We start from the raw sequence: 25,353 nt of genomic DNA on the forward strand, positions 1-25,353 counted from the left end.
CTCCGTGAGTCCAGCGGGCTCCAGCGGCGGGCTGTTCCTAGATTGAAGGCCGGGCGGCCTCGGAACGAGGAAGAGACAAGGACCCTCGGCTGCTCGGGAGGCGGGCCATGAACAAGCGGCAGCGAACCCTGGCGGTAGACTTCGCGGTGTCGCCATGGAACTTCGTGCGCGACGTGGTGCTCCCCGGAGCGCTCGCGGGGACGCTGGGGGCCTTCGTGATGACGGTGATCGCCTGCGCGTTCTCAGGAGTGCTTCACGGCGAGACCTGGAGGCCGCCGCTCCTCGTGTCGGGGCTGTTCTTTCGAGGGGGCGTGCGCCACGGGGTCCTGCCGGTGCTGATTGGACTGTTCGTCCACTTCAGCATGGCGGGCGCACTGGCCACGGGCTTCGCGATGCTGTTGCCGCGCCGGGGGACCGCCGTCGCGGCGCTCTGCCTGGGCGTGCTCTACGGCATGGGCGTGTGGACGGTGATGACCTGGCTGATGATTCCCTTCGCCTCACCACCGCTCTCACACGAGGCCCCCACCTCGATGCTGTTCCTCCTGCACCTCGCCTTCGGAGCCGCGCTCGGAACGGTGCCCGCATTCCGCGACGTCCTCACCCGCGCGGACCGGCTGCGCCTTCGGTTCCATCTCTTGAAGCAACCGGCCTGAGCGTCCCAACTCCCGGGTCCGGAGTGCGCTGAATGGGCTCAAGCCCTCCGTGAGGTGTCAGTGGCCCTCGGTAGGGTGCGCCACCATGCGAACCCTGCTTAGCAAGCTTTCCATGCACAGCTTGTTGCCCCTCTTATCCCTGTTGGCCCTCCTCACCTCGTGCGCGGAGGGCGTGATGACCGCGACTGGCGGCATCCGGAAATGGGTGGGACCGGAGGTGCGAGTCCCGGGCGGTGGGAACTTCCGCACGGTCATCTACTACGGCCCCTGGCAGTGCAGCCCCAGCATCATGAACTACTGCAGGGACAAGTGCTCTGGAGAGGGCTATGCCCTCCAAGGCTGCATCTGGCTCGCGGACGTGAAGATGGACTTCATGGGCGACCTCGTGCGGGCCGGCAGCCGGTTTGGCATGACGAACTGCTGTTGCAACTACCCAACGCTGAGCAAGGCCCAGAACGACTCGGCCCGGGCGAAGTGGAAGTCCATTCGCGATGGCTTTCGGGAGCGCTGGGCCGAAAAATTCGGTGAATGGCCTCGAGAGGCGGATGGGTCGCCGTACCAGGCACACCACCTTCGCGACCTCAAGCACGGGGGCAACCCCACCGACTGGGACAACATCATTCCCTATCCCAAGGACATTCACGAGACGCTATTGGGGCTCTACAACCAGTGTTACGCGAGCCAGCCCCCATGGACCACCGCGGGGGGAAGCTACCCCTACGGAGAGTAGCCCGATGCCGACGATGACCGACCTGCTGGAGGAGGTGTCACTGCACCACTTCCCCAACCCACCCGCGACGTCCGCCCAGCTCGAGGCGTTCGAGGCCCGCATGGGGTGGCGGCTGGATCCGGACATGCGCGCGTTCTACCTGCACTGCGACGGCGCGAAGCTGTTCGACCGCGTCGACCCGGACTTCCACTTCCTCCCGCTGGCGATGATCCGCCGAGCGCGGGTGGTCATGCTCCAGGACGACAGCGACAAATCCGGTCCCGCGTCCTGGTACGTGGCGTGCGCACTCCACGACAGCAACTACATCCTCGTGGACGTGGGCCCGCAGTCCGGAGAGCGCTATCCCATTATCGACGGCTATCGGGAGGGCTTCCCCGACCCGTACTACTGCACGCGGATCGCCAACTCCTTCTCGGAGTTCCTCGCCGGTGCGCTCCGCTCCGAGCGGCGTTGGTTCTGGCTCCGGGAAGAGGCATAACGCTCAAGGCTCCCGGGGACCCGCGGGCTCCGGAGGTCGCGCGCTCCTCGGGTCCTCCATCGCGCCCGGCAGGGCCTCCACTGGAAATGGACCCGGCGGAATCGTGGGCGCGAAGCGCGTGCGCGTCTCCAGCACGCACACCACCAGCAGCACCGCCACGAACACCACCGAGGTGATCAGCACCAACCCGTTGCTCGCGCGCTGCTCTCGCAGGTGCATGTAGAACAGGGCAATCAGCAGCCCCTTCGCCGCCGCGATGAGCAGCGCCACCGGCAGCGACCAATCTCCGTGGTGCAGCTTGTGCAGCAGATACGTCAGCGTCGTCAGCGCGAGCAGCACCACGCCCACGCTCAGGATGGCGACCACGCCCAGCTGACGCCCGGGCTTCTCCACCGCTTCCTCGGCCACGGGCCCACTCCTCATGACAGGTAGATGATGGGGTAGACGAACAACCAGATGACGTCCACCAGGTGCCAGTACATGCCGCCCACCTCCACCGGCGTCGCGTACGTGGGCCCGAACGTCCCCGCCGCGGAGCGCACGCCCAGCACCACCAGCATGCAGACGCCCACCGTCACGTGCAGCGCGTGGAGGCCCGTCAGCAGGTAGTACAGCGTGAAGAAGAGGCTCGCGCCCACGCGCGGCAGCTCCGTGAACCGGTACGCGTCCCCCGGCAGCCCGCCGTCCTTCACGTGGTGCGCGTACTCCACGCCCTTCACCACCAGGAACACCACGCCCAACAGCGCCGCCGCCAGCAGCAGCGCGCCGCCCAGCCCCGGCCGGTTGCCCCGCACCGCGTGCACCGCGAGCGCCACCAGGATGCTGCTCGACACCAGGATGAAGGTGTTCAGCGTGCCCAGCCCCACCTCCATCTTGAGCTGCGAGGCGCGGAACGCCTCCGGATACACCGAGCGATACACGCCGTAGGCCGTGAACAGCCCCGCGAACAGCAGCACCTCCGTCGCGATGAAGACCCACATGCCCAGGTACGCCGCCTGCTTGCGCGCGTCCTCGGAGCCCCAGTGCCCGGTCACGGCCTCAGGCGGCATGCGGCACCTCCTCTCGCGCGTACTGGTGCGGACCCGTGGAGTACTCGGGCGTCGTGACGAAGTTGTGCGTGGGCGGCGGAGAGGCGCTGCGCCACTCGAAGCCCTCGCTGCCCCAGGGGTTGTCCCCCGCGACCGCGCCGTAGCGCAGGCTCCAAGCCAGGTACCCCGCGATGACCAGGAACCCGAACCCCAACAGCGACGCGCCCGCCGTGGACGCCACGTGCAGCGACTGGAAGTGCGGCGGATAGTCCGCGTATCGCCGGGGCATCCCCAGGTTCCCCAAGAGGAACTGCGGCACGAACGTGGCGATGAAGCCGAAGATGATGAGCACCGCCGCGCCGTTGGCCAGCTTCGTGGGGAAGCACCTGCCGAACATCTTCGGGAACCAGTAGTGCAGCGCCGCCAGGAACGCCATCACCGTCGCCCCCACCATGATGAAGTGGAAGTGCGCCACCACCGAGTACGTGTCGTGCCAGTGCAGGTTCAGCGACGTGGTCGAGTACGCCACGCCAATCATCCCTCCGAAGAAGAGGAAGAACATGAACCCCAGCGTGTAGATGAGCGGCGACTCGATGGCGATGGAGCCCCGGTAGAGCGTGCCCAGCCAGGAGAAGATCTTGATGGCCGTGAAGATGGCCACCAGCATCGACATGGCGCCGAACGCGCCCGAGCCGAAGACGGACTGACCGGACGCGAACATGTGGTGGCCCCAGGTGAAGAACCCCACGAACGAGATGCCCAGCGTGGAGTACACAATCATCCGGTAGCTGAAGGCGTTCTTGCGGCTGAAGGCGGACACCGCCTCGCTGATGACGCCCATGGACGGCAGCACCATGATGTAGACGGCCGGGTGGCTGTAGAACCAGAACAGGTGCTGGAAGAGGATGGGGTCTCCTCCGCGCGCGGGGTCGAAGATGCCCGCGCCCACCACCCGCTCCAGCGCCACCAGGAGCAGCACCATGCCCAGCACCGGGGTGGCCAGCACCTGGATGATGGCCGTGCCGTAGACGGCCCAGACGAACAGCGGCACCTTCATCCACGTGAGGCCCGGCGCCCGCAGCGTGTGCACCGTGGCGATGAAGTTGAGCCCGGTGAGGATGGTGGAGAACCCGATGATGAACACCCCCATCAGCACCGGCAGCAGCGCCGTGCCCGTGGTCGTGCTGTAGGGCGTGTAGAAGGTCCAGCCCGTGTCCGCGCCGCCCTCGAACATGCCCCACAGCGCGACGCTGGCGCCCAGCACGTAGAGGTACACGGACGCCAGGTTGAGCCGGGGGAAGGCCACGTCGCGCGCGCCAATCATCAGCGGCACCAGGAAGTTGCCGAAGGCGGACGGGATGGCCGGAATCATGAACAGCCACACCATGGTGACGCCGTGGAGCGTGAACATCCGGTTGTACGCCAGGTGCCCCATGATGGTGTGGCCCGGCGTGAGCAGCTCGATCCGCATGAGCAGCGCGAACAGGCCCCCCAGGAAGAAGAAGAAGAGCGTCAGCACCAGGAACATCACGCCAATGCGCTTGTGGTCGTGCGTCGTGAGCCACGACCACAGGGTGCGCCCGTCCGACAGATAGGACTCAGCGACCGGTGGGGACATAGACGGGCTCCTCGGCCGCGGTGACACCCGGGCGCAGGGTACGCAGGGACTTGATGAACTCCACGAGCGCGCCGGTGTCCTCCGCGCTCAGCCGGCCGTGGTAGCCCGGCATCACGGGCGCGTAGCCGGCCACCACCTTCGCCAGCGGATCCATCATGGATTCCGTGAGGTACGCCTCGTCCGCGAGCACGACGCCGCCGCCCTCCAGCGGCTCCTTCCGGCCGTACAGCCCCAGCCACGTGGGGCCGATGTGCTGCGCGCCCGTCACCGTGTGGCACTGCAGGCAGCCCTGCGCCGCGGCGACGCGCTCGCCCCGGGCCGCCATGGACTCCGGGGTGCGGGCGCCCGGCAGCGCGGCCACGGGGAGGCTGCGGCGCTGCGCGTCCTGCCACGCCTCGAAGTCCCCGGGGGACAGCACCACCACCTCGCCGCGCATCACCGAGTGGTCCAGCCCGCAGTACTCCGCGCACAGCACCAGGTGGCGCCCGGGCCTGGGCGCTTCGAACCAGATGTCGGTGTAGCGGCCGGGCACCGCGTCACGCTTCATGCGGAAGTCCGGCACGTAGAAGGAATGGATGACGTCGCGCGAGGTGAGCAGCAGCCGCACGGGCCGGCCCGCGGGCACCACCAGCGTGTCGATGGCGCTGGGGCCTCCGGGATAGGTGAACTTCCACATCCACTGCTTGCCGGTGACGTACACGTCCAGCGAGTCCCGGGGCGGGCTCATCACCCAGACGAACTGCCTGAAGCCCAGGACGAACCAGAGCAGGAACAGCGACAGCGGCACGCCGATGAACAGCCCCTCCATCCACGGGGGCGCCTCCACGTGCGGGGTGGGGTCGGACTCCGTGCGCCGGTGGTAGCGCGTGAGGAAGGAGATGCCGACGGCGCCAATGCCCACCGCCACCGCGAACGTGGAGAGCAGCAGGACGAAGTGCAGGTGGTCCACCTTCACGGCGAAGGTGGAGCCCTGCTCCGGGAGGAAGAAGAGCTTGCGCAGCAGCTCGTTCATCGCGCGCCTCCCTCGGATTCGGAGAGCAACTGCCGCATCGCCGCGTCGATGGGCTGGTGGATGACGCCTGCGTCCACGTCCACCCAGCCGTAGCCCTCCAGCCGCTCGCGCTGCTGGGTCTTCAGCGCGTCCGCGCGCCGGTCCAGCGAGAACGGGGGCTGATCCAGCATGCCAATCTGCGGGGTGCTCACGGGCACGGGGAAGGGACGCTCGGCCTTGGGGCGCCAGAGGACCCACAGGGCCCACGCCGCGACGCTGGCCGCCGCGAGCAGCGCCAGCGCCACCGCGCCGACGCGCAGCAGCCACGCGGTGGGCAGCTTCTCCAACTCCGGAGGGGGTGGACGGGTTTCGCTCATGGCGGGCGCACCTGGAGCGAGTGGACGAGGTAGGGATCCGACACGGGCACGGGATAGCCGCCGCGCGAGAGCCAGAGGGCCGCCGCCATGGACAGCCCGCCCACGCCCACCCACGCGGTGAACGCCGTCCACGGAATGACGACGTGCTCCGGGAAGAGGGAGGGGAACAGCAGCCACGCCACGTCCACGGCGTGCATCAGCAGCATCCACAGCGACACGACCGCCAGCGGCCGGGGCCGCGCCTTGAGCTGGCGCGACAGGAGGAGCCCGAAGGGGATGACGAAGTGGCCCAGGAGCAGCACCAGCGACACCACGGCCCAGCCGTCATCCAGGCGGACGCGGTACCAGGTCACCTCCTCGGGGATGCCCGCGACCCAGATGAGCATGAACTGCGAATAGCCGATGTAGGCCCAGAAGCAGACGAAGGCGAACAGCAGCGTGCCCAGCCGGTGGTAGTGGCCGGGGGACAGCAGGCTGCCGAAGTGCCGCGTGTCCCGCGTGGCCGCGCCCAGGACGATCATCAGGGCGAGCCCGCCCACGAAGGCGCCAGAGAAGACGTAGGCGGCGTAGATGGAGGACTCCCACGTCGCATCCAGCGACATCATCCAGTCCAGCGTCATGAAGGAGAACGTGAGCCCCAGCGCGGGCAGCGAGCCTCCCCCCAGCCGCCGCTGCCACAGCGTCCAGCGCACGTCGCCCGTCGTGTCCTGCTGCACGGACCAGCGGTACAGCAGGGAGCCCACGACGCTCCAGGTGACGAAGTAGAGCACCGCGCGCACCAGGAAGAAGGGCATGTTGTTGTAGACCCGCCGGTGGTCGAGCACATGCAACGTGTGCTCGCCCAGGTCCGCGGTGGGCGCGACCCACGGAAACAGGTGCCGCATCCCCAGCAACAAGGGCACGAAGAGCAGCACGAACAGCGGCGCGATGGCGCCCGCGACCTCCAGCGCGCGGCGCAGCACCACGGGCCAGCGCGCCTTCGACGCGTGGAAGGTGGCGAGCAGCAGCAGCGCCCCCAGGCTCAGCCCCAGCCAGTAGGTGAAGCCGAAGAGGTATCCCGCCAGGGCATGGCGCACGTCGAGGAAGGCGCCGACGGCGGTGGCCGCGAGGCCCAGGACACCGAGCGCCGCGCTGATGGTCAGCGCGCGCTGTCCGCCCTCGAAGCGTGGAAGCACGGGAGGCGTCATGGCGGGAGAAGCTCCTGGCGCAGCCGCGCCTGGACGTCCGGCGGTGCGGCGGTGAGGGGTGCGCGCTGGCTGCGGCCCAGGGCTCGCAGGTACGCGACCACGGCCCAGCGCTCGTGGGGTGACAGCTGCGGGCCGTATGAGGGCATCACGCCGAAGCCGTGGGAGATGACCTGGAAGTAGAAGCCTGGCGGGTGCGGCAGGTCTCCCGTCGTGGAGCGCTCGTTGAGCCGCCCCTCCATCGCGAGGCCTCGCGGCCCCACGAGCGCGTGCTGCCGGGCGCGGGCCGCGTCCGCGGCGCTGACCGTCACTCCGCGGCCCGGCGGCCCGGCGGGCGGCCCCGCGTCGGCCGTGTCCCGCACGGCGCCCTCCGCGTCCACCCGTCTGGGCAGCGGGAACGCCTCTGGCCCCACCCGAGAGATCACGGCCTGCGCCCCCGTGTATGGGGCTTCGTCCTCCGCGATGCCGTAGACCACCTGGTCCGCGTGGTCGTGAGGCACGAACAGCCCGGGCGGCCGGCGCTGCGGCATCTTCCTGGCCACGATGGCGTTCCCATCCCCGGTCAGCCCGTGGCACACCGCGCACCAGGTCTCATAGTTCGTGCGCCCCTCGTCCAGCAGCTCCCGCGTGAGCGGCAGCGGCACGGCCGGAAGCCATGTCCCATCCGCCGCGAGCCCCTGCGGCAACGCCGGGTCCCCCCGCGTGCGCCACTCCTGCGCCACCGTCCCCGGCACCAGGGGCCGCATGGCGCGGCCGTCGTCGAAGAACTCGCTCGGCGAGAACGGCCCGGCTCGCGGCTGCGACGCCATGGGGTCCGTGTCGTCGCACGCGGCCACCCCGCCCAGCAGCACCAGGAGCGCCCAGCGCTTCATCGCGCGCCCTCCTCCACCACCGACACCTGCCTCGCCCCCAGCTCGCGCAGCGCCGCCTCCACCTTCGGCGCGTCCTCGCCGTCCACCGCCACGCTCGCCCAGAAGCCATCCACGGACGCGCTGCGGAAGGACTCCACGTCGAACACCGGGTGCGTCACGTGCGGGAAGCCGAAGAGCAGCATCAGCGCGCCGAAGATCGTCAGCGCCGCGCTCAACACCCCCAGCTCGAACGTGATGGGGATGTTCGTGGGCGCGCTGTGCAGCGGCCGGCCGCCCACGTCCAGCGGGTAGTCCACCGCGTTCGTGAACCACTGCGTCACGTACGCGAACGCCGCCCCGGTCAACCCCGCCACACAGGTCAGCAGCGGCAACCACGAGCGCTTCAGCCCCAGCGCCTCGAACGTCTCCTCCACCGGGAACGGCGTGTGCGCGTCCAGCTGCTCGAAGCCCCTGGCCCGCAGGTCCTTCAGCGCGGCCACCAGGGCCTCGCTGGACCCGAACTCTCCCAGCACCCAGTGGCGGCTCATGGCGCACCGCCGGGCCGCGTGCCCTGCTCACGCCGGAACTCGAGCGACGCGTCCACCTCGCGCTGGAGCTCCTTCATCTCGCTCACGGAGACGGCCGGCACGTACTTCAGGAACAGCAGGAACGCCGTGCAGAAGAACGCGATGGAGCCGCCCAGCAGGCTCCAGTCCACCCACGTGGGCCGGAACGGCGCCCAGGACGACGGCAGGAAGTCCATGCTCAGCGACGCCGCCACGATGAGGAAGCGCTCCGTCCACATCCCCACGTTGACGAGCAGCGCCGCCACCCACAGCACCACCACGTTCGTGCGCATCCGGGGGAACCAGAAGACCTGCGGCACCACCACGTTGCAAAAGACCTGCATCCAGAAGAGCGGCGCGTACGGCCCCAGGAACTCGGCCTCCGAGGCGTGGATCTCGAAGGGGTTCCCGCTGAACCAGGCGAAGAAGTGCTCCTGGAGGTAGCCGTAGGCCACGATCCACCCGGTGGCCATCAGCACCTTCGCCATGTTGTCCAGGTGCAGCGGCGTCACCACGTGCTCCAGGCCCATCGCCTTGCGCGCCGGCAGCAGCAACGTGATGACGAGCGCGAAGCCGCTGAACACCGCGCCCGCGACGAAGTACGGCGGGAAGATGGTGGTGTGCCAGCCCGGCAGCTGCGACACCGCGAAGTCGAAGGACACGATGGTGTGCACGCTCACCACCAGCGGCGTGGCCAGGCCCGCCAGCAGCAGGTAGCCCGTGCGCCACTGCCGCCAGTGCTTCGCCGAGCCCCGCCACCCCAGGCTCGCCAGCCCGTACCAGAAGCGCGCGCGGGGCGTCCTCGCCGTATCGCGCGCCGTGGCCAGGTCCGGAATCAGCCCCACGTACCAGAACAGCAGCGACACCGTGAGGTACGTGCTCACCGCCGCGATGTCCCACGTCAGCGGCGAGCGGAACTGCGGCCACGCCCGCAGGCTGCTGGGATAGGGCACCAGCCAGTAGAACTTCCACGGCCGCCCCAGGTGCAGCAGCGGGAACAGGCCCGCGCACGTCACCGCGAAGAGCGTCATGGCCTCCGCGAAGCGGTTGATGGACCCGCGCCACTTCTCCTGGAACAGCAGCAAGATGGCGCTGATCAACGTTCCCGCGTGGCCGATTCCAATCCACCACACGAAGTTCGTGATGCCGAACGCCCACGCCACCGGGATGTTGTTGCCCCACGTCCCCACGCCCACGAAGAGCGTCATGCAGATGGCCACCGTCAGCAGCACGGTCCCGGCCAGCCCCAGCGCCAGCAGCGCCCACCAGGTCCGGCTCGGCGGACGGTGCACGAAGGCCAGCAGCGACTCGCTGTAGGCGCGGTCGGAGTGGCGCCCCTCGAGTATCGGGTGCTCGGTGAGCGGGTCTCCGGGCGCGGGGACCTGTGGGTCGGCCGTGCTCATGCGCCTCCCTTCGGCGCCGGGTTCTTCAGGCGCACCAGGTGCACCGTGCGCGGCTGGGTGCCCAGGACGTTGAGCAGCTTGTAGTGCCTGGGATTCTCGTGCTCGCGGCGCACGCGCGACTCCGGGACGAGCAGGTCCCCGAAGGTGATGGCCTCCGTGGGGCAGGCCTGCTGGCAGGCGGTGTGGACCTCGCCCTCGCGCACGTCCCGGTGCGCCGCGCGCGCGACGGTGCGGGCCCGCTCGATGCGCTGCACGCAGTACGTGCACTTCTCCATCACCCCGCGCGAGCGCACCGTCACGTCCGGGTTCTGGCGCAGCTTCGTGAGGGGTTCCCGCCGCTGATACTCCAGGTAGTTGAAGCGGCGGACCTTGTAGGGGCAGTTGTTGGAGCAGTACCGCGTGCCGATGCAGCGGTTGTAGACCATCTGGTTGAGCCCCTCGTCCGAGTGGACCGTGGCGTTCACCGGGCACACGTACTCGCAGGGCGCGGCCTCGCAGTGCACGCACGCCACGGGCTGGGAGATGAAGCCCGGGTCGTCCGGGTCGCCCAGGAAGTAGCGGTCGATGCGCAGCCAGTGCATCTCCCGGCTCTTGAGCACGCCCTCGCGCCCCACCACCTGCACGTTGTTCTCCGCCTGGCAGGCCACCATGCACGCGCTGCACCCCGTGCACCGGTGCAGGTCGATGGCCATGGCCCACTGGTGCCGCTCGCTCTTCAGCAGCGCGGAGGGCGGATAGAGCCGCTCCTTCTTCTCCTGGAGGAACTCGAGCGCCTGGGGCCTGGCGTGGAAGGCGGCGTGGGTGAACTGGAGCGCCAGGTCGCGCCCCTCCATGCTCCAGTGCTCCTGCGTGACCGCCAGCCGGTGGTGCCCGCCCGTGCGGGTGAAGCCCGTGAGGGTGCCTCCCCAGGGCTGGGACCTGGACCGCAGCGTGTTCGCGTTGACGCCCACGTGCTCGCCCACCGGCCCCACGCGCTCGCGGCCGTGGCCCAGCGCCAGCGTCACCGTGTTGTCCGGCTGGCCGGGCAGCACCAGCACGGGCACCTCCACCACCTGCCCCAGCATCTCCAGGCGCGCCACGTCGCCCTTCTCCAGGTCCAGCGTGCGCGCGGTGGCGGGAGAGAGCAGCGCCGCGTTGTCCCAGGTGAGCTTCGACACCGGCTCGGGCAGCTCCTGGAGCCACGCGTTGCCCGCGAAGCGGCCGTCGTACAGCCGCGCGTCCAGCACCAGGGACAGCTCCATGCCCTCGGGCGCCTTCATCCGGGACTCCGGTCCCGCGGCGGCCTTCAGCACCGCGGCCTCGTCCAGCACGGCCCGGGCAGGCGCGGCCCGGGTCTCCGGAATGATGCCGTCCGTGAGCCACGCCTCCCAGCGCGCCTCGAAGTCCGCCGGCGCGCCCGAGCGCTCGCGCCACAGGGTCTTGAGCAGCTCGTAGGGACTCTGTGACTCCAGGCCCGCGAAGACGGACAGGAGCTCCACCTCGGAGACCGCCCCGGGGAACAGGGGCGCGATGAGCGGTTGCAGCACGGACGCGGTGCCGTCCGGCGCACGGCCGTCGCGCCAGGATTCGTAGGGGTGCGTCGCGGGGACGAAGGTGGGGCAGCGGGCCGCCGTCTCGTCCTCCTGGAGGCCGTGGTACAGGCGGAAGGGGACGCGCTCCAGGTGTCGCGTGAAGCCCAGGTCCACCATCGCCGTCCAGGCCGGGTTCCAGGCCGTGATGATCAGCGTGTCCACCCGTCCGCCGGCCATCTCCTCCAGGAGCGCGTTCAACGCCCCCGGGTCCGCGTCCGGGAGCGCCACGGGCTCAATCAGCCGGGGCGTGTTGCCCAGCGCCTCGTCCAGCGCGAAGGCCAGCGCATGCACCAGCGGGGGATGACGCTCGCCCACCGTGACCCGCCCCTGCCCCCGGTGCATGAGCAGGTCCCTCGCCGCGCCGCGCACCCAGGCGCGCTGGGCGTCCGTCAGCACCTCGGGCGGAACGCTCAGCCCCGCGAGCCCCGAGGCCAACGCCGGCGTGCCCCCGCGCGAGGGGTTCCCGGGAGCAATCCCGCTCAGCCCCCGCCCCACCTCCGCCGCCAGCGCGAACATCAGCGCGACGCCCTGCGACGGCCGGATCCGCAGCCGCTCGTCGGAGAAGCCGCCCGTGAGGGTCAGCGTGCTCTCCGCGACCCACAGCCGGTTCATCGCCTCCGGCTTGCGCGCGCTCACGAAGTCCCGCGCCGCGCGCAGGTTTCCAGGGTGTTTCGTCGCGAGGAAGTCGTCATCCACCGCCACGACCACTTCGCGCCCCACGTCGTGCAGCACGTCCAGCACGCGGCCGTACGCCAGCCGAGTGCCCTCGCGGCGCCCATCCGCCAGGGCCACGCCCCAGGGGATGATCCGCGCCTGAGGGAAGCGCTGCTGGATGCGCGCGTACAGCGCCTGCACCAGCGGGCTGCCCGTGGGCTCCACCAGGAAGCGCAGCCCCGCGCCTCCGTCCTGGCGTCCGGCCTGCCGGGCCAGCACGTCCCGCACGGTGCTCCACGCGGTCTCCACGCCGTCCAGCCGCGCCGTCTTCGCCCGCGCCGGGTCATAGAGCCCCAGCAGCGACGCCTGCTCGAAGATGCCCGCCGCGCCCAGGCTCGCCGGGTGCAACGGATTGCCCTCCACCTTCGTGGGCCGCCCCTCGTGGCTCGTCACCACCAGGCCCACCGTGCGCCCGCTCCACTCCAGCCCCGTGGCGAAGTGCAGCGGCACTCCCGGCGTCAGGCCCTCCGGCGGCGTCGAGTACGGGAGGATCTTCTCCGGCGGCTGACGGAAGCACCCGCTGAAGCCCGCCGCCGCCAGCGACGCGGCCGCCATCTGCAGGAAGGTGCGCCGCGCCACGCCCTCGGGCGGAGACGTCGCGCCCGGGGGATGCTCGCGCGACACGGCCTCGGGGCCGGGTCCTCCCGCGTGCCATTCCTCCAGGCTCCTCCACGCGCGCACCGGCTCCAGCCCGTCCGGCGTGGGCGCGTCAGGGGCATCCATCCGTGCGGGGTCGGTCAGAAGTGGCATGTGTTGCAATCCGTCCGAGGGTTCACGTCGAGCGCGGCCTGCACCGCGCGCCCCGTCTCTCTCGGGTCTCCGGGGGGACGCCACGTGAGGCTCGCGACCTCCGACAGGGGGCGCAGCCACGGCGCCGGGTCGCGGTGACAGCTCAAGCACCAGCCCATGGTGAGCGGCGCCACCTTCTGCACCGCCGGCATGGTGTCCACGCGCCCGTGACAGGTGACGCAGCCCACGCCCTTGTTCACGTGGATTTGATGGCTGAACCAGACGTAATCCGGCAGCGCGTGCACCCGGTTCCACGGAATCGCCGTGTTGTCGAAGCCACTGGCGCGCACCGGCTCCAGCCGGGCGCTCTCGTTCCACACCTGCGCATGGCACCCCAGGCAGCGCTGCGTGGGCGGCACTCCCGCACTGGGTGAGCGCCACGCGCCCTCATGGCAGTAGCCGCACGGGATGCCCTCATCGCCCACGTGGTGACGGTGGTCGAAGAAGACCGGCTGTTCGATGGGCACGAACGAGCCCCGCCCCAGCGGGTTGCGCGCGAGGAGGAGCAGGCCCGCCAGCGACACCACGGGCAGCCCCAGGGCCAGGGCGATGAACGCCCTCAGCACTGAGTCGGTTCCCGGGCGGAACAACGGAGCCATGCCCCTCCCCCATCCAGCGTGGAAGCCTCCGTGGCTGCACGTGCCGGAAGCGCGCCGGACAGTGGACGCGGCCTCACCCGGCCACCAGCCTCCCGTTCGTGCCTCGTCGCGTTTCGCACGCACCAGATGCGCGACGTTGGCCAGTCCACACGAAGGCCGTTCGTCGGCACATCACGCGAGCGCGCGATGCCGGGGGCTCACCGCCCGGAGCCGCCCGGCGCCTTCAGGACGGCAGCGTGCGCCCGCGCACGGACGCGGAGGCCGTCATCACCGACGCCGCGCCCACGTACACGTCCACCGGCGACAGCGGCCCGGAGCCCGGCAACGCCGCCAGCTCCCGCACCACCGCGTCCTGCCCGTGGCTCGCCAGCCCACGCTGCATGCAGCCGCGCAGCGCCGCCTCCAGCCACGCGGCGGAGTCCGCCCCGCGCGCCCCCAGCAGCACTCCGCGCAGCACGTCCCGCAGCGCGGGCGACACATCCCGCAGCGCCGCGTCCACTCCCGCCACGTCCCCCGGGACCACGACGTTTCCCGAGGCCAGCTCCAACAACACCCGCCCCAGCGAGAGCAGGTCCGCCCGCGCCTCCACCGGCGGGCCCACGTCCTCCCGGACCGGCAGCGCCACCACGTCCGGCCGCGACGGAGACGTGACCCGGCGCAACAGCGGACGCGCGGCCCTGAGGCCGAAGTCCGTCAGCGTCACCTCGCCCCGAGGCCCCACGCGCACGCGGTGCGCATTCACATCCCCGTGCACCACGCACGCGCCGTGCGCGGCCTGGAGCGCCTCCGCCACCTCCGCGCCCACGTGACACACGAACGCGTCCGACGGCCGCCCGCCCCGCCCCAGCACGCGCCGGCGCGCCGTGGCCAGCGAACAGCCCGGGACGTAGTCCGACACCACCGTCAGCGTGTCGCGCGCGTCCACCTGGAAGCCATGCAGCCGCGCGATGCCCGGGTGCCGCAGCGGCACCGCCCGCGCCAGCGACTCCTCCAGCGGGCGCCGCGTCTCCGGCGACAGCCCCGACGCCAGGAGGAACGTCTTCACCACCAGCGGGCGTGAGCCCACCGCGTCCTCTTCCAGCGGCCACACGAGGGACACCCACTCGCCCAACGGGCCCCTCCCCAGCGGATGCAGGGGGGCGAACGCGGGCAGCCGGGGCACGAACGGAAGCACGGACATGGCACCCTCCAACCCAACACATCCAACCCGTGGCGTCAACGCGGCGGCTCCTACGCCACAGGTCCTGCAATCCCCGACACCCGGGCGCGCGGCCCGGAGTGCCGGGAAAGGCTGGAGACTAGAAGTAGCCGCCGACCGTGGTGGTGATGCCCAGGGTCACGTCGTTGCCGGAGAAGTAGCCCTGCTCCGAGCCCAGGCTGCCCACGTCCTGGCTGATGAGCGCGCGCACCTGAGGACCCGCGCCGATGAAGAAGCGCGGCGTGAGGTGGAACAGGATGGGGGCGTTGAAGTCCAGGACGAAGTTCACGTCGCTGTGGTTCGGCACGTGGGCGAACTGCACGCCGAAGCCCGCCTTGGGCCAGAGCGACACGCGCTCGCTCAGGGGCAGGTGGTAGCCCACGCGGCCCAGCACGCCCAGGCCCACGACGGTGCTGTCACCGAAGCCGAAGGCCACCAGCGCGGACGCGCCCACCGACAGGTTCTGCTGGAGGAAGTAGTCCGCGGACGGCTCCAGGCGGATCAGGAACACGTCGGAGGCGGTGTTGTAGCCCAGGAAGCCGTTGAGGTCCTGGCTGATGACCACCTGGCCTTCGTGGCCGAACTCAGAGGCCCGGCCCGGGTTCGCGTTCAGGTTCGGCTGCTCCGCCGCCACCGCCTGCGACGACACCGCGAGACCCGCCGCCACCGCCAGACCCATCCACTTGCTGTTTCCACGCATCGAGAGTTTCTCCTCACGTTCGCGCCCGGCCGACCCTTCCCGGAGCGCATGCGGGGCCCCTTCTAGCCAAAGCCCGCCGCAACGCGAGGATGTTTTCCGACCCACCCGATACTTCGTTGACACGGCACCATCAGCACCGCGAACGGAAAAAATCCTGATCGCGGTGCCACGGGGGTTCCCCCTCAGCTGCGGTGCCGGCTGAGCGCGTCCGGATTCAGCGCGCCGCGCGCACCAGGCCGCGCGCCCCCAGCACCGCGCCGCCCACCACGCCGCCGGTGAGCGCCGCCAGTCCCAGCGCCGCGGTGAAGCGCTTCCACGCGGGCGTCGGCGGCACGCTGCCCCGGGGGCCCACGCCCTGCGCCATGGGGGTGAAGAGGTTGCCCTCGGGGCGGTCCAACGGGATGTGCGTCGTCTGCATCCGCACGCCGAAGTGCGAGAGCAGCGCCTTGCCCACCCACGGCGCCACGCCGTTGAGCCACAGGATCAACCGCCCCTGGAGGAACGCCGGCACCAACGTGCGGTCCGGCCGCTTCGCCAGCCGCACCACCGCGCGGGCCACCAGGTCCACGTCGTACGTGGGCGGCACCGGCACGGGCTTCTGGTTCAGCATCGTGGGCGCGTGGTCGAACATGGGCGAGGACACGGACGGCACCAGCACGTTGGACACGTGGATGCCCGTGCCCGCCAGCTCCAGCGCCAGCGCCTGCGCCCACCCCAGCGTCGCGTGCTTCGAGGACGCATACGCGGACAGCAGCGGCGCGGCCCCCACGGCCAGCATGGACTGCACGTTGAGCACGTGACCGTGGCCCTGATTGCGGAAGTGCGGCAGCACCGCGCGCGCGAAGCGGAAGTAGCCGAAGCAGTTCACGTCGAACACGCGCGTGATGTGCTCCCAGGGCAGCTCCTCGAAGAAGCCGTAGGACTGCACCGCGGCCACGTTCACCAGGATGTCCACGCGGCCGTAGTGCTCCACGCACTCGCGCACCACGCGCTCCACGTCCTCCTCCACCGTGACGTCGCCTTCGCTCACCAGGCACTCGCCGCCGCACTGGAGCACCTCCACGCGCAGCTGCTCCAGCGCCGACTTTCGCCGTGCCGTGACGCACAGCCGCGCGCCGGCCTCCGCCAGCCGCACCGCGGATTGCCACCCCACGCCGCTCGAGGCGCCCGTGACGATGGCCACCTGCCCTCTCAAGTCCTCGTGATGGGCCATGCGCTTTCGCCCCTCCTCGCCGTGAGGTGGGCCTTCCGGCCGGACTTCGCACGGGGCAAGCCCCCGAAAATCCGCTTCGCGCCCCTCGCCCGCCCGGCCGCCCTCCGGGCCGGTGGCAGGGCGCGCACCGGCCCTCCCTTCCTGGAGGTGCACCCGCTCCCGGGCCGCCCCACCCTCTAGGGACACGGGAGCCCCTCATGTCGGACCACACCCCAGTGACAGACGAATCGCCCCAGCGGCTGGTGTCGCGGGCCATCGACCAGAGCCGGCGCCTGGCGCAGGCGGAGGTGGAGCTGGCCAAGGACGAGCTGCGCCGCGACGCACGCCAGGCGCTGCGGGCGTCCGCCCTGGTGGGCGCGGGAGCGCTGCTCACGGTGGGCGGCGCACTGATGCTGGCGGTATCGCTCGGCTTGCGGCTGGCGTCGTCGCGGAGCGCGCTGCTCCTGGGGTTGGGCCTGGGGGGCGCGGGGGCCGCGCTGGCCTGGCAGGGCACCCGGCGCTTTCCCCGGCACCCGCTGGAGGAGACCGGGCAACAGCTGCGCGAGGACCTGGACGCGCTCCGCCCCATCCTCTCCTGAAGCCTCCACGTGCAAGACCACCGTCGCCGAAAGGAACGACCATGATCCGCTGGAGCCGACTCCGCCCCTTCCACCCCGAGCAGCGCTCGCTCATCCAGGACGCCCTCACGGGCGCCGTGGGCGGTGCGCTGGGGACCTTCGCCATGAACCAGGCCCAGGCGCTCATGGCGAAGCGGGGCGAGTCGAAGCACCAGGACGAGTCGCGGCAGTCCCCGCAGGAGCCCGCCACGGAGGTGGCCGCGCGCAAGGTGGCGGAGCGCGCGGGCGTGCACCTGGAGGGGGAGGTGAAGAAGAAGTCCGGCAACGCGGTGCACTGGGGCTACGGCACCTTCTGGGGCGCCGTGCACGGCGCGCTGCATGACCGCGTCCCGCTCGCGGGGAAGCTGTTCGGCGTGGGCCTCGGGCTGGGCCTCTTCCTCTTTGGTGACGAGCTGGCGGTGCCGCTGCTGCGCCTCTCGCCGCCGCCCCAGAAGGTCCCGGCGAAGTCGCACCTGAGCGCGCTCGCCGCGCACCTCGTCTACGGCACCACCACGGAGAGCACCTACCGCCTCGTGCGCCACGCGCTGGCCTGACTTGAGGTCAGGAGCCCCCGCCCCATGTCAGGGGCCGGGGCCGCGCGCGCTTCACGACCAGGAGACGTCGTAGACGGCCTCCACCAGCGACTGCGCCTTCCCGTGCACCTGCACGTCCTGCACGCCCGTCACCTCCAGCGCGGACTGGAGGATGCCCTCGTTGTAGGGCACCGGCATCAGCGAGCGCTTCATGATGACCCGGCCCGACGTGGGGCCCGTCCACTCCACGGTGCGCTCGCCGAAGTTGAGCGCCGTGCGGTAACCCGAGTGCATCAGCTCCAGCAGCCGCTTCGGGTCGCCGCCCGCCTGCTGCACGAAGTCGCGCGCGAACATGGAGTTGAGGAAGTCCAGCATCGCCTGCGTGCCAATCTGCCGCTGCGCGGACTCGTGGCCGCCCACGAGCGGCGCGAGCTGCTCGGCCGCCACGTAGGACAGCTTCAGGAAGCGCGGGAACGGATAGGTCTGCATGGGGCTGAAGTCCGCCGTCTCCCCCACCTGCTCCAGGCAGCGCTTCACCGCGTCCGGGCCGCCCAGGAACTTCACCGCGTCCAGCACGCCCAGGAAGAACAGGCCCCGGCTCGTGTCCTCCGGCGTCGTCACGGCCAGGCGCGCCTCCAGGTCACGGGTGATGTCCTCGGGGAGATTCAGCGTGCCAGCCGGCATCAGCGTCGTCCTTTGAGTGAGGGGGGAAATGAACCAGGCGGGGACCTGACGGGGCGCGAGGATTCCACAGGTCTCGCTCCATCGCGAGTCCTCGATGGCCCATGGCCGCGCCCCGCGACACATGTTTCACGACGTGTGAGGTCCTTCCGGGCCTTCCCCAGCTGCCGCGAGGAAGCGGCGCACCGCCTCCAGCAGCGGAGCCACCGCCACCGGCTTGCGCAGGTAGGCCGCCGCGCCCGGTGGATGGAAGGGGCTGCCGGACAGCACGATGATGGGCACGCCCTCGAGCATGCGCTCCTGGGCCAGCCGCGACAGGAAGGCCTGGCCGTCCATCACCGGCATCATCAGGTCCAGCATCACCAGGTCCGGGCGGGGATGGGCCTGCAACCAGCGCCATGCATCCTCGCCGTGGATGCACTGGGCGACGCGATAACCCTCCATCTCCAGCAATGTCGCGACCGCGTCACGAATGTCCTCCTCGTCCTCGATCAACAAGATGAGCGGGGCACGGCCTGTCATGCGGGTTCTCCACTCGCTCTCCGCCACGTCCGGCCTTCACGTGACTGTGGGTCTTCCGGCTCCGCCCGAGGGCCTCGGGGCCCAACAGGGAGGGGGAGCAGGAAGAGGCGTTGGCACCGTGGAGAGATAACGCCTCAAGCCCCCCGGTCTGATTTCGGCCACCGCGCAGCGCTACGCCTGCCCGCCTGCTTTCGCGGCCGCGCATGGACCTGGGCCTGCGTCCATGCCTGGCGGCACTGGCCTCCCGCGCGCCGCGTCCTCATCTTGAGGCCGGGGTTCCACGTGCGGGTCCTGTCTGGAGCTGGAGAGGAGCAGCCTTGAAGTTCCGCGACCTGTTCAATGGATGGCCCGTGCTGCGGCAGCTCGCCCGGGGAGACGGCCGGGCACTGGGCGACACGGCGATGTCCGCGCGCAGCCGCTCGCTCGCGCCGCGCACGAAGTCCGCGGACCGGGTGGTGAAGTCCATCTGCCCGTACTGCGCGGTGGGCTGCGGGCAGGAGGTGCACGTGCGCGACGGCCGCATCCTCGACATCGAGGGCGACCCGCATTCCCCCATCTCCCGCGGCCGGCTGTGCCCCAAGGGGGCCGCCACCTTCCAGCTGGTCACGGGAACGCAACGCGTGCAGCAGGTCCTCTACCGCCGCCCCGGTGGCACGCAGTGGGAGCCCATCCCGCTGGAAGAGGCCCTGGACAGGGTGGCCGAGCGCGTGAAGCGCACGCGCGACACGACGTTCGAGGTGAAGGACCCGAAGGGCCAGCAGGTGAACCGGACGCTGGCGATGGCGCACCTGGGCGGGGCGACGCTGGACAACGAGGAGAACTACCTCATCAAGAAGCTGTTCACCGCGCTGGGCGTCGTGCAGGTGGAGAACCAGGCTCGAATATGACACGCGTCCACGGTGCCCGGTCTGGGCATCTCGTTCGGTCGCGGTGGAGCCACGACGTTCCAGCAGGACCTGCAGCACTCGGACTGCATCATCATCCAGGGGTCCAACATGGCCGAGTGCCATCCCGTGGGCTTCCAGTGGGTGATGGAGGCGAAGGCCCGGGGCGCGAAGGTCATCCACGTGGATCCGCGCTACACGCGCACCAGCGCGGTGGCGGACCTCTACGCGCCCATCCGCGCGGGCTCGGACATCGCGTTCCTGGGCGGGCTCATCCACTACGTGCTGGAGCACGAGCGGTACTTCCGCGACTACGTGGTGCAGTACACCAACGCGGCCACGCTGATCCGCGAGGACTTCCTGGACACGGAGGACCTGGAGGGGCTCTTCAGCGGCTTCCAGCCCCAGAGCAACCGCTATGACATCGCGTCCTGGCAGTACCAGGACGTGCCGGGCGCCGTGCCCGCGGCGGGGCACAAGGAGCTGACGGACGAGCCGGGCGCGGGCGGCGGCGGGTACGACCACAAGGTGGACGTGCACGACGAGCACCGCGACGAGACGCTCCAGCATCCCCGGTGCGTGTTCCAGCTGTTGAAGCGGCACTTCTCCCGCTACACGCCGAAGGTGGTGTCCCAGGTGTGCGGCGTGGACGAGGAGCTGTTCCTCCAGGTGGCCCGGACGCTCTGTGACAACTCCAACGCGGAGCGCACCAGCGCGTTCTGCTACGCGGTGGGGTGGACGCAGCACTCGGTGGGTGTGCAGTACATCCGCACCGCGGCCATCCTCCAGTTGCTGCTGGGCAACATCGGCCGGCCCGGCGGCGGCATCCTCGCGTTGCGCGGGCACGCGTCCATCCAGGGCTCCACGGACATCCCCACGCTCTACAACCTGCTGCCGGGCTACCTGCCCATGCCGCACGCGAACATCCTCAAGGGCGGGCTGGAGAACTACATCCAGAACAACCAGTCCGGCAGCGGCTGGTGGTCGGAGTTCCCCAAGTACGCGGTGTCGCTGCTCAAGGCGTGGTTCGGGGACCGGGCAACGCCGGGCAACGACTACCTGTTCCACCACCTGCCCCGGCTGACGGGGAACCACTCGCACATGCAGACGGTGGCGGACATGGCGGACGGGAGGCTCCAGGGCTACTTCGTCATGGGGGAGAACCCCGCCGTGGGCAGCATGAACGGGGCGCTCCAGCGCAAGGGGCTGCGCCACCTGGACTGGCTGGTGGTGCGCGACTTCACCCTCATCGAGACGGCCGAGTTCTGGCGCACGGCCCCGGAGATCCAATCCGGGCAGGTGCGCCCGGAGGACATCCCAACGGAGGTGTTCTTCTTCCCGGCCGCCGCGCACACGGAGAAGGACGGCAGCTTCACCAACACGCAGCGGCTGCTGCAATGGCATCACAAGGCGGTGGAGCCGGCGGGCGACACGCGCAGCGAGCTGCACTTCGTCTACCACCTGGGGCGCAAGCTGCGGGAGCTGTATGCAGGCTCCACGGATCCAAAGGACGCGCCGCTGCTGGACCTGACGTGGGACTACCCCACGGAGGGGCCGCACGCGGAGCCCTCCGCGGAGGCGGTGCTCAAGGAGATCCACGGCTACACGGTGGCGGACGGGAAGCCGGTGGAGGGCTACAAGGAGCTGAAGGACGACGGCTCCACGGCGTGCGGCTGTTGGATCTACTCGGGCTGCTACAAGGACGGCGTCAACCAGACGGCGCGGCGCAAGCCGGGGCAGGAGCAGACGTGGGTGGCGCCCGAGTGGGGCTGGGCGTGGCCGTCCAACCGGCGCATCCTCTACAACCGCGCGTCGGCGGACGTGAACGGCAGGCCCTGGAGCGAGCGCAAGCGCTACGTGTGGTGGGACGCCGGCCAGAAGAAGTGGACGGGCGAGGACGTGCCGGACTTCATCGCGGACCTGCCGCCGGAGTACCGGCCGCCCAAGGGCGCGACGGGGCTGAAGACCATCGCCGGCAATGATCCGTTCATCCTGCAGGCGGACGGCAAGGGCTGGCTCTTCGCGCCCAGCGGGATGATGGACGGGCCGCTGCCCACGCACTACGAGCCCATGGAGTCGGTGGTGCCCAACCCGCTCCATGCGCAGCAGTGCAGCCCCACGCGCGAGGAGTGGAGGCGCAAGGACAATCCCTATCACCGGGCCTGGGGCGACCCGCGCTATCCGTACCTGGTGACGACGTACCGGCTCACGGAGCACCACACGGCGGGCGGCATGTCGCGCTGGCTGTCGTGGCTGAGCGAGCTGCAGCCGGAGATGTTCTGTGAAATCTCCCCGGAGCTGGCGCGCGAGAAGGGGTTGAGGAACGGGGACTGGTGCACCCTCGCCACGGCGCGCGGGGACGTGGAGTGCCGGGCGCTCGTCACGGAGCGCATCCGCCCGCTGAAGGTGAAGGGGGAGCTGGTGCACCAGATTGGCCTGCCGTACCACTGGGGCGTCACGGGGCGCGTGCGCGGCGAGGGCGCCAACGAGCTGACGTCGTTCGTCGCGGATCAGAACGTGGACATCCAGGAGTCGAAGGCGTTCACGGCGGACCTGCGTGCGGGGCGGCTGCGCTCGGAACAGCGGGCCGCGGCGGGAGCGCAGCCACCTCCGCTGACGGTGCCGGAGGTGCCGCGCGACGTGACACCGCAGGCGGATCATTCGGAGACGCAGGAGCCCGAGGGGAAGGGATAGGCGCATGGGGAGCCGCAAGGGGTTCTTCACGGACACGACGCTGTGCATCGGCTGCAAGGCGTGCGAGGTCGCGTGCAAGCAGTGGAACCAGCTTCCGGACGACGGCTTCCACTTCACGGGGATGTCGTACGACCACACGGCGCACCTGGGCGCGGCCACGTGGCGGCACGTGGCGTTCGTGGAGCGGCCGGTGCCGTTGCAGGGGCAGACGTCGGGCGCGGGGGACTTCTCGTGGCTGATGATGTCGGACGTGTGCAAGCACTGCCAGCGCGCGGGGTGCCTGGAGGCGTGTCCCACGGGCGCCATCGTGCGCACGGAGTTCGACACGGTCTACGTGCAGCCGGACGTGTGCAACGGCTGTGGCTACTGCGTGTCGGCGTGTCCGTTCGGCGTGATTGACCGGCGCGAGGATGACGGGCGCGCGTGGAAGTGCACGCTCTGCTACGACCGGCTCGGCGACGACATGACGCCCGCGTGCGCGAAGGCGTGCCCCACGGCGTCCATCCAGTACGGCGACCTGGAGGAGCTGCACGCGCGAGCGGAGTCGCGGGTGCGCGACCTGCATCAGCGGGGCATGACGGACGCGTACCTGTACGGGAAGGACGCGGAGAACCAGCCGGGCACGGGTGGGCTCAACGCGTTCTTCCTGCTCCTGGACAAGCCGGAGGTCTACAACCTGCCGCCGGATCCGGTGGTGCCGACGAAGAAGGCGCCGCGGATGTGGGGCTCGGTGGCGATGGGCGCGGTGGGCCTGGTGGCGATGGCCGTGGGCGCGGTGGCGTTCGGGCGGGAGGGGCGCGGATGAGCGACGACACGCTGCTGGACCGGCTGCAGCAGAAGGCGGACGGGCGGAACATCGACACGCGCGCGGGCATCCTGGAGGGTGAAGGGTCCCTGCAGGAGGTGAAGGATCCGGAGCCCCAGCGGCAGGCGATGGACGTGCTGTCCACGCGGCCCTCGCGGTCCGGGCCGGACAGCGCGGAGGCGCCGAGCTACTACGGCATGCCGGTGTTGAAGGAGCCGACGTGGATCTGGACGGTCCCCGCGTACTTCTACGTGGGCGGGGTGGCGGGCGCGTCGAGCGTGCTCGGGGTGGCGCTGGAGCACCTGGGGGGCTGGAGGCTTCAGCGGCTGGCGGGGCGCTGTCACGCGGTGGCCACGGCGGGGGACATCGTGAGCGCGGGGCTGTTGATCTACGACCTGGGCCGGCCGTCGCGCTTCCTGAACATGCTGCGCGTGTTCCGGCCCACGTCGCCCATGAGCATGGGGTCGTGGGTGCTGTCGGGTTCGGGCGCGGTGAACACGGCGGCGCTGGTGCTGCGGCGGATGCCCGGGGCCTTGGGGGTCATGGGGCGCGCGGCGGGCATGGTGGGCGCGGCGCTGGGCCTGCCGCTCGCGGGGTATACGGCGGTGCTGGTGTGCAACACGGCGGTGCCGCTGTGGCAGCAGGTGGGGCGCACGCTGCCGCTGTTCTTCATGGCCTCCGCGGCGGCGAGCGCGGGGAGTCTGTTGTCGCTGTTCCCGCACACGGAAGCGGAGGAGCGGGTGCTGCGCCGCTTCCGCATCGCGGGCAAGGTGGCGGAGCTCTTCACGCGCGAGGCGGTGGAGCTGGAGGCGCGGCAGGTGGTGGAGGTGGGCAGGCCCCTGCGCACGGGAGCTTCGGGAGCGCTGTGGGCGCTGTCGCGGACGTGCTCGATGGCGGGGCTGGTGATGGACGTGCTGCCGGGACGGGCGCGGTGGAAGCAGGTGGCCGCGGACGTGCTGACCACGGTGGGCGCGGTGGCCGCGCGCTACGCCATCATGCAGGCCGGGAAGAGGTCCGCGCGGAATCCACAGGCCACGTTCCAGGGACAGCGGCAGGGGCTGGGCGCGGCGCAGGTGGAGGGGAACACGGAGGCTTCGGATGGGAAGCCGCTGAGCTTCCCGCTGCCGGTGCTGGGCCGGGGTGCGGCGCCACGCAAGGACATGCCCTACGCGCGGTTCATGGTGACGCGGCCGGAGCCGTGACGCGGACTCACCGCTCCGGCAACACGACGCCGTAGCGCACCAGGTCCTCCGGCGTGTTCACGTTCGCCAGCGCGCGCAGCTCCGGATCCACCGCGCGCAGTGCGTCCTCCGGCAGAACCTTCGTCCGGAAGGACATGAGCACCCGCCGCAGGGAAGGGTCCTCCGCCAGCGCCTCCCCCCACCGCGTCACCAGCTCCGCGCGATACGCCGCGAACAACGGCTCCCACCGGCCTTCGTGCTCGATGCACACCGCGTCCACATCCGCCCCCCGCGCGTCCAGCACCCGCCGCGCCGCGGCCTCCGTCACGAACGGCATGTCGCAGGCCACCGCGAACACCCAGGGCGTGCGGGCCGCCCCCAACGCCGCGTGGACCCCTCCTGGTGCGCCCTTCCCCTTCACGACATCCGCCACCGTGCGGATCCCGAAGCGGGCATACGGTTCCGGGACATTCGCCACCAACACCATGTCCGCGAAATGCGACCCGAGCGCCCGCAGCCGTTCCATGGTTGTGAGCCCCGCCACGCTCAACAGCCCCTTGGGCACGCCTCCCAACCGGGTCCCCTGTCCCCCAGCCAGGATGGCCAGCGTCACGTCGGGAAAGGTCGCGGAGCCGTCCATGTCCGCCGACCCTACACACCTCCCATCCGGCCGGGAAACGCTTCATCTCCCGGGTTTCGCCAGGCCCCAGGGGGAGGGAGCAAACACGCCACCCATGCCCCCCGTGGACAAGGCACGCGCAGCCCGTCATAGAGTCCACCGCCCCCGCCCCGAC

25 protein-coding genes are annotated in these 25,353 nt (G+C 70.7%); 8 read left to right on the top strand and 17 right to left on the bottom strand.

The annotated features are described in order from the left end of the window. Window positions 1–107 precede the first annotated feature (107 nt). From KYK13_RS38300 to KYK13_RS38310, 3 genes are all read left to right on the top strand, one after another. Entirely contained in the window at window positions 108–653 is a 546-nt protein-coding gene (locus KYK13_RS38300; RefSeq protein WP_223640374.1) for a hypothetical protein, read from the top strand. Between the two features lie 175 nt (window positions 654–828). After that, a complete protein-coding gene (locus KYK13_RS38305; protein ID WP_223640377.1) occupies window positions 829–1,383 on the top strand; it encodes a hypothetical protein in 555 nt (184 codons plus the stop codon). Window positions 1,384–1,396: 13 nt separating this feature from the next. Continuing rightward, window positions 1,397–1,861 (top strand): SMI1/KNR4 family protein, encoded by a 465-nt coding sequence (locus KYK13_RS38310; RefSeq protein ID WP_370645466.1) that lies wholly within the window; start codon window positions 1,397–1,399, stop codon window positions 1,859–1,861. Between the two features lie 3 nt (window positions 1,862–1,864). Here KYK13_RS38310 and KYK13_RS38315 read toward each other — a convergent pair whose 3' ends face one another. The 14 genes from KYK13_RS38315 to KYK13_RS38380 form a co-directional block, all read right to left on the bottom strand. After that, a complete protein-coding gene (locus KYK13_RS38315; protein ID WP_223640383.1) occupies window positions 1,865–2,269 on the bottom strand; it encodes a cytochrome C oxidase subunit IV family protein in 405 nt (134 codons plus the stop codon). A gap of 11 nt (window positions 2,270–2,280) precedes the next feature. Further along, window positions 2,281–2,910 carry a cytochrome c oxidase subunit 3 gene (locus KYK13_RS38320; protein WP_223640386.1) on the bottom strand — a complete coding sequence of 210 codons (630 nt, stop codon included), beginning with the start codon at window positions 2,908–2,910 and terminating at the stop codon, window positions 2,281–2,283. After that, window positions 2,900–4,507 (bottom strand): cbb3-type cytochrome c oxidase subunit I, encoded by a 1,608-nt coding sequence (locus KYK13_RS38325; protein ID WP_223640389.1) that lies wholly within the window; start codon window positions 4,505–4,507, stop codon window positions 2,900–2,902. Before KYK13_RS38325 ends, KYK13_RS38320 begins: the two co-directional genes overlap by 11 nt. Beyond that, window positions 4,488–5,519: a cytochrome c oxidase subunit II gene (gene coxB, locus KYK13_RS38330; RefSeq protein ID WP_223640392.1), complete on the bottom strand. Its 1,032-nt coding sequence runs from the start codon at window positions 5,517–5,519 to the stop codon at window positions 4,488–4,490. Before coxB ends, KYK13_RS38325 begins: the two co-directional genes overlap by 20 nt. Continuing rightward, window positions 5,516–5,875 carry a hypothetical protein gene (locus KYK13_RS38335; RefSeq protein WP_223640395.1) on the bottom strand — a complete coding sequence of 120 codons (360 nt, stop codon included), beginning with the start codon at window positions 5,873–5,875 and terminating at the stop codon, window positions 5,516–5,518. The genes coxB and KYK13_RS38335 overlap by 4 nt, the downstream gene beginning before the upstream one ends. Then, the gene (locus KYK13_RS38340; RefSeq protein ID WP_223640398.1) at window positions 5,872–7,062 is read right to left on the bottom strand and encodes a hypothetical protein; all 1,191 of its coding nucleotides are present in this window, start codon (window positions 7,060–7,062) and stop codon (window positions 5,872–5,874) included. Before KYK13_RS38340 ends, KYK13_RS38335 begins: the two co-directional genes overlap by 4 nt. Then, window positions 7,059–7,931, bottom strand: a complete 873-nt coding sequence (locus tag KYK13_RS38345; protein WP_223640402.1) for a cytochrome c — start codon at window positions 7,929–7,931, stop codon at window positions 7,059–7,061. The genes KYK13_RS38340 and KYK13_RS38345 overlap by 4 nt, the downstream gene beginning before the upstream one ends. After that, window positions 7,928–8,458, bottom strand: a complete 531-nt coding sequence (locus tag KYK13_RS38350; protein ID WP_223640405.1) for a DUF3341 domain-containing protein — start codon at window positions 8,456–8,458, stop codon at window positions 7,928–7,930. The genes KYK13_RS38345 and KYK13_RS38350 overlap by 4 nt, the downstream gene beginning before the upstream one ends. Beyond that, window positions 8,455–9,879 carry an NrfD/PsrC family molybdoenzyme membrane anchor subunit gene (gene nrfD / locus KYK13_RS38355; protein WP_223640408.1) on the bottom strand — a complete coding sequence of 475 codons (1,425 nt, stop codon included), beginning with the start codon at window positions 9,877–9,879 and terminating at the stop codon, window positions 8,455–8,457. The genes KYK13_RS38350 and nrfD (KYK13_RS38355) overlap by 4 nt, the downstream gene beginning before the upstream one ends. Next, complete coding sequence (locus KYK13_RS38360; RefSeq protein ID WP_223640411.1) at window positions 9,876–12,914, bottom strand: TAT-variant-translocated molybdopterin oxidoreductase; 3,039 nt, start codon at window positions 12,912–12,914, stop codon at window positions 9,876–9,878. Before KYK13_RS38360 ends, nrfD (KYK13_RS38355) begins: the two co-directional genes overlap by 4 nt. Continuing rightward, window positions 12,902–13,552 carry a cytochrome c3 family protein gene (locus KYK13_RS38365; protein ID WP_223640414.1) on the bottom strand — a complete coding sequence of 217 codons (651 nt, stop codon included), beginning with the start codon at window positions 13,550–13,552 and terminating at the stop codon, window positions 12,902–12,904. Before KYK13_RS38365 ends, KYK13_RS38360 begins: the two co-directional genes overlap by 13 nt. 223 nt (window positions 13,553–13,775) lie before the next feature. After that, on the bottom strand, window positions 13,776–14,732 hold the full coding sequence (locus KYK13_RS38370) for a protein kinase (protein ID WP_223640417.1): 957 nt from the start codon (window positions 14,730–14,732) through the stop codon (window positions 13,776–13,778). A gap of 118 nt (window positions 14,733–14,850) precedes the next feature. Further along, a complete protein-coding gene (locus KYK13_RS38375; protein WP_223640419.1) occupies window positions 14,851–15,450 on the bottom strand; it encodes a hypothetical protein in 600 nt (199 codons plus the stop codon). A gap of 214 nt (window positions 15,451–15,664) precedes the next feature. Next, window positions 15,665–16,663 (bottom strand): SDR family oxidoreductase, encoded by a 999-nt coding sequence (locus KYK13_RS38380; RefSeq protein ID WP_223640421.1) that lies wholly within the window; start codon window positions 16,661–16,663, stop codon window positions 15,665–15,667. 197 nt (window positions 16,664–16,860) lie between these two features. Between KYK13_RS38380 and KYK13_RS38385 the strand changes: the two genes are divergently transcribed. Both KYK13_RS38385 and KYK13_RS38390 read left to right on the top strand, forming a co-directional pair. Then, complete coding sequence (locus KYK13_RS38385; RefSeq protein WP_223640423.1) at window positions 16,861–17,241, top strand: phage holin family protein; 381 nt, start codon at window positions 16,861–16,863, stop codon at window positions 17,239–17,241. Between the two features lie 41 nt (window positions 17,242–17,282). After that, the gene (locus tag KYK13_RS38390; RefSeq protein WP_223640425.1) at window positions 17,283–17,813 is read left to right on the top strand and encodes a DUF1440 domain-containing protein; all 531 of its coding nucleotides are present in this window, start codon (window positions 17,283–17,285) and stop codon (window positions 17,811–17,813) included. 51 nt (window positions 17,814–17,864) lie between these two features. On the opposite strand, the gene KYK13_RS38395 is transcribed toward KYK13_RS38390, so the two are convergent. Continuing rightward, a complete protein-coding gene (locus KYK13_RS38395; RefSeq protein ID WP_223640427.1) occupies window positions 17,865–18,476 on the bottom strand; it encodes a DUF2378 family protein in 612 nt (203 codons plus the stop codon). Window positions 18,477–18,602: 126 nt separating this feature from the next. Then, on the bottom strand, window positions 18,603–18,995 hold the full coding sequence (locus KYK13_RS38400; protein ID WP_223640428.1) for a response regulator: 393 nt from the start codon (window positions 18,993–18,995) through the stop codon (window positions 18,603–18,605). Between the two features lie 317 nt (window positions 18,996–19,312). Here KYK13_RS38400 and fdh point away from each other — a divergent pair, with 317 nt between their 5' ends. The 3 genes from fdh to nrfD (KYK13_RS38415) are packed head-to-tail and all read left to right on the top strand — an operon-like array spanning window position 19,313 to window position 24,580. Continuing rightward, window positions 19,313–22,573, top strand: coding sequence for a formate dehydrogenase (gene fdh, locus KYK13_RS38405; protein ID WP_370645253.1), 3,261 nt, complete (start codon window positions 19,313–19,315; stop codon window positions 22,571–22,573). Window positions 22,574–22,577: 4 nt separating this feature from the next. Further along, window positions 22,578–23,378 (top strand): 4Fe-4S dicluster domain-containing protein, encoded by an 801-nt coding sequence (locus KYK13_RS38410; protein ID WP_223640430.1) that lies wholly within the window; start codon window positions 22,578–22,580, stop codon window positions 23,376–23,378. Continuing rightward, the gene (gene nrfD, locus KYK13_RS38415) at window positions 23,375–24,580 is read left to right on the top strand and encodes an NrfD/PsrC family molybdoenzyme membrane anchor subunit (protein ID WP_223640433.1); all 1,206 of its coding nucleotides are present in this window, start codon (window positions 23,375–23,377) and stop codon (window positions 24,578–24,580) included. The genes KYK13_RS38410 and nrfD (KYK13_RS38415) overlap by 4 nt, the downstream gene beginning before the upstream one ends. A 7-nt stretch (window positions 24,581–24,587) precedes the next feature. On the opposite strand, the gene KYK13_RS38420 is transcribed toward nrfD (KYK13_RS38415), so the two are convergent. After that, window positions 24,588–25,199 (bottom strand): molybdenum cofactor guanylyltransferase, encoded by a 612-nt coding sequence (locus KYK13_RS38420; RefSeq protein WP_223640436.1) that lies wholly within the window; start codon window positions 25,197–25,199, stop codon window positions 24,588–24,590. Between the last annotated feature and the right edge of the window lie 154 nt (window positions 25,200–25,353).

This window comes from Corallococcus sp. EGB, from assembly GCF_019968905.1.
Classification (GTDB): domain Bacteria; phylum Myxococcota; class Myxococcia; order Myxococcales; family Myxococcaceae; genus Corallococcus.

Excerpts from the sequence above, each read along its gene's own strand:
- KYK13_RS38305 (WP_223640377.1), top strand. The coding sequence starts at position 829 with ATGACCGCGACTGGCGGCATCCGGAAATGGGTGGGACCGGAGGTGCGA.
- KYK13_RS38385 (WP_223640423.1), top strand. The coding sequence starts at position 16,861 with ATGTCGGACCACACCCCAGTGACAGACGAATCGCCCCAGCGGCTGGTG.
- nrfD (WP_223640433.1), top strand. The coding sequence starts at position 23,375 with ATGAGCGACGACACGCTGCTGGACCGGCTGCAGCAGAAGGCGGACGGG.
- KYK13_RS38325 (WP_223640389.1), bottom strand. The coding sequence starts at position 4,507 with ATGTCCCCACCGGTCGCTGAGTCCTATCTGTCGGACGGGCGCACCCTG.
- KYK13_RS38420 (WP_223640436.1), bottom strand. The coding sequence starts at position 25,199 with ATGGACGGCTCCGCGACCTTTCCCGACGTGACGCTGGCCATCCTGGCT.
- nrfD (WP_223640408.1), bottom strand. The coding sequence starts at position 9,879 with ATGAGCACGGCCGACCCACAGGTCCCCGCGCCCGGAGACCCGCTCACC.
- KYK13_RS38320 (WP_223640386.1), bottom strand. The coding sequence starts at position 2,910 with ATGCCGCCTGAGGCCGTGACCGGGCACTGGGGCTCCGAGGACGCGCGC.
- KYK13_RS38310 (WP_370645466.1), top strand. The coding sequence starts at position 1,397 with ATGACCGACCTGCTGGAGGAGGTGTCACTGCACCACTTCCCCAACCCA.
- KYK13_RS38370 (WP_223640417.1), bottom strand. The coding sequence starts at position 14,732 with ATGTCCGTGCTTCCGTTCGTGCCCCGGCTGCCCGCGTTCGCCCCCCTG.
- KYK13_RS38360 (WP_223640411.1), bottom strand. The coding sequence starts at position 12,914 with ATGCCACTTCTGACCGACCCCGCACGGATGGATGCCCCTGACGCGCCC.
- KYK13_RS38300 (WP_223640374.1), top strand. The coding sequence starts at position 108 with ATGAACAAGCGGCAGCGAACCCTGGCGGTAGACTTCGCGGTGTCGCCA.
- KYK13_RS38380 (WP_223640421.1), bottom strand. The coding sequence starts at position 16,663 with ATGGCCCATCACGAGGACTTGAGAGGGCAGGTGGCCATCGTCACGGGC.
- KYK13_RS38390 (WP_223640425.1), top strand. The coding sequence starts at position 17,283 with ATGATCCGCTGGAGCCGACTCCGCCCCTTCCACCCCGAGCAGCGCTCG.
- KYK13_RS38400 (WP_223640428.1), bottom strand. The coding sequence starts at position 18,995 with ATGACAGGCCGTGCCCCGCTCATCTTGTTGATCGAGGACGAGGAGGAC.
- KYK13_RS38395 (WP_223640427.1), bottom strand. The coding sequence starts at position 18,476 with ATGCCGGCTGGCACGCTGAATCTCCCCGAGGACATCACCCGTGACCTG.
- KYK13_RS38335 (WP_223640395.1), bottom strand. The coding sequence starts at position 5,875 with ATGAGCGAAACCCGTCCACCCCCTCCGGAGTTGGAGAAGCTGCCCACC.
- coxB (WP_223640392.1), bottom strand. The coding sequence starts at position 5,519 with ATGAACGAGCTGCTGCGCAAGCTCTTCTTCCTCCCGGAGCAGGGCTCC.
- KYK13_RS38345 (WP_223640402.1), bottom strand. The coding sequence starts at position 7,931 with ATGAAGCGCTGGGCGCTCCTGGTGCTGCTGGGCGGGGTGGCCGCGTGC.
- KYK13_RS38410 (WP_223640430.1), top strand. The coding sequence starts at position 22,578 with ATGGGGAGCCGCAAGGGGTTCTTCACGGACACGACGCTGTGCATCGGC.
- KYK13_RS38365 (WP_223640414.1), bottom strand. The coding sequence starts at position 13,552 with ATGGCTCCGTTGTTCCGCCCGGGAACCGACTCAGTGCTGAGGGCGTTC.
- KYK13_RS38350 (WP_223640405.1), bottom strand. The coding sequence starts at position 8,458 with ATGAGCCGCCACTGGGTGCTGGGAGAGTTCGGGTCCAGCGAGGCCCTG.
- KYK13_RS38340 (WP_223640398.1), bottom strand. The coding sequence starts at position 7,062 with ATGACGCCTCCCGTGCTTCCACGCTTCGAGGGCGGACAGCGCGCGCTG.
- KYK13_RS38375 (WP_223640419.1), bottom strand. The coding sequence starts at position 15,450 with ATGCGTGGAAACAGCAAGTGGATGGGTCTGGCGGTGGCGGCGGGTCTC.